The 4,512-nt window shown below is 60.3% G+C and carries 3 protein-coding genes and 1 pseudogene; 2 read left to right on the forward strand and 2 right to left on the reverse strand.

Annotated features, from left to right (window positions below):
* Positions 1-406: 406 nt before the first annotated feature.
* On the reverse strand, positions 407-1,300 hold the full coding sequence (locus ABH939_RS32955; RefSeq protein WP_151097138.1) for a LysR family transcriptional regulator: 894 nt from the start codon (positions 1,298-1,300) through the stop codon (positions 407-409).
* Positions 1,301-1,414: 114 nt separating this feature from the next.
* On the opposite strand from ABH939_RS32955, the gene ABH939_RS32960 reads away from it, so the two are divergent.
* Both ABH939_RS32960 and ABH939_RS32965 read left to right on the forward strand, forming a co-directional pair.
* A complete protein-coding gene (locus ABH939_RS32960; RefSeq protein ID WP_149357458.1) occupies positions 1,415-2,905 on the forward strand; it encodes a CoA-acylating methylmalonate-semialdehyde dehydrogenase in 1,491 nt (496 codons plus the stop codon).
* A gap of 63 nt (positions 2,906-2,968) precedes the next feature.
* A complete protein-coding gene (locus ABH939_RS32965) occupies positions 2,969-4,132 on the forward strand; it encodes an iron-containing alcohol dehydrogenase (RefSeq protein ID WP_151097142.1) in 1,164 nt (387 codons plus the stop codon).
* Here ABH939_RS32965 and ABH939_RS32970 read toward each other — a convergent pair.
* Positions 4,120-4,512 (reverse strand): annotated as a pseudogene (locus ABH939_RS32970) (hypothetical protein); the annotation flags it as partial. The gene ABH939_RS32965 and the pseudogene ABH939_RS32970 overlap by 13 nt on opposite strands.

The raw sequence follows: 4,512 nt of genomic DNA on the forward strand, positions 1-4,512 counted from the left end.
GAGTACGAGAAGACGTTCTACGCTACTGAGCAGGGTGAGCAGGCCTTGGTTGAAATCAAATAGCCAGAGCCTCCATCAGACCCAGGGCGATTCAGCCGCCCGTACGTCATGATCTGGCTCTCGCAGGGCTACGCGACCGACTACGTCGGCTCGGCATAACAGGAATGCACCCGCAGGCGCACAGCGTGATCGACATACATGGTCCGTGCCGCTCGTGCGGTCGCACCGTCACTCTCACTACGGTGGGGAGCACCCGGCTAATCTCAGGCTGTCCAAGAGTTCGGTGTCCCCACGTGCAATACAGCATCTTCAGCCCTCTGGTGCGACCTGACAAGGTCCGGAAAGTCAAGTCGCCCGGCTTCAGCCCACAAGGACTGAAGCCGGGCGAGCACAGCGAACCCGCACATCACCGCGCATGGAGGTCGGGATTCCTGTCGACAATCTCATGCAAGGCATCGCTTATCGCCCGTACGCGGGCCAATCTGATCAGCTCGCGCGGGACAACGAGCCAATACGACCTCCGAATTACGAACTCGTCACGCAGCACCGGCACGAGGTCATCGTCGGTCGCGCCGATGTATGTCGGCAAGGGCGCGATTCCCACACCGTGCCTGACCGCCTCGTAGTGACCAGCGATGTTATTGGTCTGGATCTGCGCCCGCCCGGTGGGCAGTATCCGGTCGAGGATACGCAGAGGTTCGACATCCAAGAACGCGTCCACATACCAGACGAGCGTGTGATGACGTAGGTCGTCCACCGACGAGATCGACTCGTGCGTCTCCAGATACCGACGCGAGGCGTAAAGCCGCAAGTTGTAGTCCGCAAGTTTGCTGACGACCACAGATCGGGGAGAGGGACGCTCCAACGTGACGGCGACGTCGAAGTCACGCCCGGTCAACACATCGTGGGTAGTCGAAGTCAGCACTTCGGTGTACAAATCCGGGTGCCGGACACGGACAGAGCGCAGTCCCGGAACCAAGACGAAGGCACCGAAGCCGTCTGGGGTCAGGATCCGGACCGTCCCGTTGAGGCTCGGCGACGCCGAGGCGGTCGTCTCACCGAGCGCAGAAAGTAGCGTCGACTCGATACTCTCCGCGTAAGGAACCAATCGCCTGCCCGCCTCGGTCAGCTGCCAGCCCGAGACGCCGCGATCGAAAAGCCTTGCTCCCATGTCTTTTTCAAGCCTAGAGATTCTCCTGGAGACAGTGGTCTGATCGACCCCCAGCCGCTTCGACGTATCCGAAATGCGCCCCGAGCGTGACAGTTCCAGCAGAAAGCGCAGGTTGTCAGAAGTAAACATCGCCATTCCCGTTCTTGGCTGCAATTTTGCATTGAGTACTGCGATCTTACTTGTTGACGACGGCAATTCTGCGGCACAGACTCGAATCAACCCCAGCCTCAGGAGTGAATAGTCATGACTGTCATCGCACATTGGATCGACAACACGATCGCCCCCGGTTCGAGCGGAAACTCCGCTCCGGTCACGAACCCTGCGACCGGCGCCGTCACTGGCAGTGTCGCGCTCGCCAGCGTGCAAGACGCACGCGCCGTTATCGACGCAGCTGCTGCTGCGTTTCCCGATTGGCGCGACAGTTCGCTCGCCAAGCGAACCGCAATCCTCTTCGCGTTCCGCGAACTGCTCAATGCCCGCAAGCACGAACTCGCCGAGATAATCACCGCCGAGCACGGCAAAGTCCTCTCCGACGCACTCGGCGAGGTGTCAAGAGGCCAGGAAGTCGTCGAATTCGCTTGTGGCATCGCGCACCTGCTCAAGGGCGGTATGACCGAGAATGCCTCGACGAACGTCGACGTCACCTCGATCCGTCAACCACTCGGCCCGGTCGCGATAATCTCGCCGTTCAATTTCCCCGCGATGGTCCCGATGTGGTTCTTCCCCATCGCGATCGCCACCGGAAACACGGTAGTACTCAAGCCGTCCGAAAAAGTTCCATCTGCTTCGCTGTGGATCGCGGCACTCTGGGCCGAGGCAGGACTTCCAGCAGGCGTGTTCAACGTCCTGCAAGGCGACAAGACAGCTGTCGACGAACTTCTGACCAACCCTGCGATCAAGGCCGTTTCGTTTGTCGGTTCAACCCCCATCGCCCAGTACGTGTACAGCACCGGCACCAGCCATGGAAAGCGCGTTCAGGCTCTCGGAGGAGCGAAGAACCACGCGATCGTCTTGCCTGACGCAGACCTCGATCTGGCCGCCGACGCAATGGTCAACGCCGGATTCGGCTCGGCCGGCGAGCGCTGCATGGCGATCTCGGCACTGGTCGTCGTCGGCGACATCGCCGACGAACTCGTCGGCAAGATCGCCGAGCGGACCCGCACCCTGAAAACCGGTGACGGCACGAAGAACTCAGACATGGGCCCTCTGGTGACCAAGGCCCACCGCGACAAGGTCGCCTCCTACGTCGACGCCGGTGAGGCCGCCGGCGCGACACTCGTCGTCGATGGCAGGCACGTGCAGGCGAACGGTGGTGAGGGCGGATTCTGGCTCGGCCCGACCCTGATCGACCACGTCACCACCGACATGAGCATCTACACAGACGAAATCTTCGGCCCTGTGCTCTCGGTCGTGCGGGTGAACTCCTACGACGAAGCACTCGACCTGGTGAATTCGAGTGCATTCGGGAATGGCACCGCGATCTTCACCAATGACGGTGGCGCAGCACGTCGCTTCCAGAACGAGATCGAGGTCGGCATGGTCGGGATCAACGTCCCCATTCCCGTCCCCATGGCCTACTACAGCTTCGGTGGTTGGAAGAACAGCCTGTTCGGCGACACGCACGCTCACGGTACCGAAGGAGTCCACTTCTTCACCCGCGGGAAGGTCGTCACTACCCGCTGGCTCGATCCCAGCCACGGCGGCATCAACCTCGGCTTCCCCGAAAACAACTGAGTCCCTATCCCGTCCGAATACCACGGGCTGGGAAATACATTCACAACATTCGAAGGGATCGGCATGGTTGCCAACATTTCATTTCCCCGGTTCTTGAAACTTGGTCCTGGGTCCGTCGAGAGTCTCGGCGAAGTACTGACGGATCTGAACATCGAGCGTCCGCTTCTCGTCACCGACGCATTCATGGTCAGCAATGGTTCAGCCGATCGATTGCTGAAGATCGTTGCAGCAGCAGGAAAGAAGGCCGCACTCTTCTCCGAGACGGTTCCCGACCCCACTACCGATTCTCTACAGGCTGGTCTCGACGCTCTGACCGCCCACGATGCCGACTCGATCATCGGCTTCGGCGGTGGCAGCCCGATGGACACGGCAAAAGCACTTGCCGTCTTGTTCAAGCAGGGCGGCGTCATGCGCGATTTCAAAGCCCCTCGGGTGTACGCGGGGCCGGCGCTTCCGATCATCGCCATCCCGACGACGGCAGGAAGTGGCTCGGAAGCAACACAATTCACGATCATCACGGATGTCACCACCGACGAGAAGATGCTGTGCCCTGGACTTTCATTTCTTCCGATCGCCTCAATCGTCGATTCCGACCTCACGATGTCGATGCCGCCGAGACTGACGGCCGACACAGGTGTCGACGCACTCACACACGCGATCGAGGCCTACGTCAGTAAGAAGGCAAACCCCATCTCGGACGGGCTCGCACTGTCTGCGATGAAGACAATCGGGGAGTACCTCTTGCGCGCGTACCGTGACGGCTCAGATCGAGAAGCACGTGAACAGATGATGCATGCTTCCACTCAGGCGGGAATGGCATTCTCCAATGCGAGCGTGTGCCTGGTACACGGGATGAGTCGTCCGATCGGCGCACATTTCCATGTGGCGCATGGACTTTCCAATGCAATGCTACTTCCGGCGATCACCGCGTTCTCCATACCCGGGGCGCGTGATCGATACGCCGATTGCGCCAGGCAGCTGGGCGCGGCCGACCGCCGCGACTCAGACGAGGCGGCCTCGCACAAGCTGGTCGACTTCATCGATACTTTGTGCGTCGACGTAGAGGTACCCAGTCCGCGCACATTCGGCATCGACGAGTCCCGCTGGGAGGAGCTCATTCCACTGATGGCGGAACAGGCCTTGGCGTCGGGTTCTCCGTCGAACAACCCGGTGGTGCCCAGCGCACAGGAAATCGCCGAACTGTACCGGAAAGTCTATCGATCCTGACCACTTCCGCCCGTGGGGTCGAGGTACTCGACCATGGCGTTGGCCAGTTCGAACCTCGTCTTCCATCTCTTTCGATGCAATATCTCGGTTTGCGTTCTGCCCCAAAAAGATTCGATGACGGCATTGCCATAGCAATCGCTGATCGATCCCATCGACGGAACCAATGCCGGGTCGCGTGCCCTGCGGGCAAACGCCAGCTTGTTGACACTATGCGCCGCCAGGTCGGTGCAGGGCGGGAAGTATTGGCGCAGTAGTGGACTGACCCCCGAAAGTTGGACACCGAATCTAGATGTTGTGGGTATGGACGTTGCTGACGAGGGATTGAAGTAGACGGGCTGGTCCTCGGCGTAAGAATGGGAGTTGCGACACAACCGTTCTCG

Origin of the sequence: Rhodococcus sp. 27YEA6, from assembly GCF_044908235.1 — a bacterium.
GTDB classification, from domain to species: Bacteria; Actinomycetota; Actinomycetes; order Mycobacteriales; family Mycobacteriaceae; genus Rhodococcus_F; species Rhodococcus_F qingshengii.

What these genes read in the sequence shown, in the direction of transcription:
- ABH939_RS32955 (WP_151097138.1), bottom strand. Translation starts at nt 1,300, where the DNA reads ATGTTTACTTCTGACAACCTGCGCTTTCTGCTGGAACTGTCACGCTCG.
- ABH939_RS32960 (WP_149357458.1), top strand. Translation starts at nt 1,415, where the DNA reads ATGACTGTCATCGCACATTGGATCGACAACACGATCGCCCCCGGTTCG.
- ABH939_RS32965 (WP_151097142.1), top strand. Translation starts at nt 2,969, where the DNA reads ATGGTTGCCAACATTTCATTTCCCCGGTTCTTGAAACTTGGTCCTGGG.